Annotated in this window: 1 pseudogene; it reads right to left on the reverse strand. The window is 72.4% G+C overall.

Features of this window, described 5'->3' with window-relative positions:
* Nucleotides 1-225 (reverse strand): annotated as a pseudogene (locus KVT44_RS57690) (acetyl-/propionyl-CoA carboxylase subunit alpha); the annotation flags it as partial.

Consider the following 225-nt stretch of genomic DNA (forward strand, 5'->3'; position numbering starts at 1 on the left):
CCGGTGCGGGCCAGGGACATGCCCAGCGAGGACGGCAGCGAGACCTCGAGGCGCTTGCCGCCGACCTCGACGACGACGGACTCGCGGCCCGGCTCGTCCTCCGCCTCCGCCGCCTCGGCGGGGTTGGTGAAGGCCGGGATGTCATTGACGAACTCGGTCTCGATCCAGCGGGTGTGGACCGTGAACGGGTCGGTGGAGCCGGTCAGTTCGGGGGCGAAGGCCGGG

This window comes from Streptomyces sp. GbtcB7 (assembly GCF_019091445.1).
GTDB lineage: Bacteria > Actinomycetota > Actinomycetes > Streptomycetales > Streptomycetaceae > Streptomyces > Streptomyces mirabilis.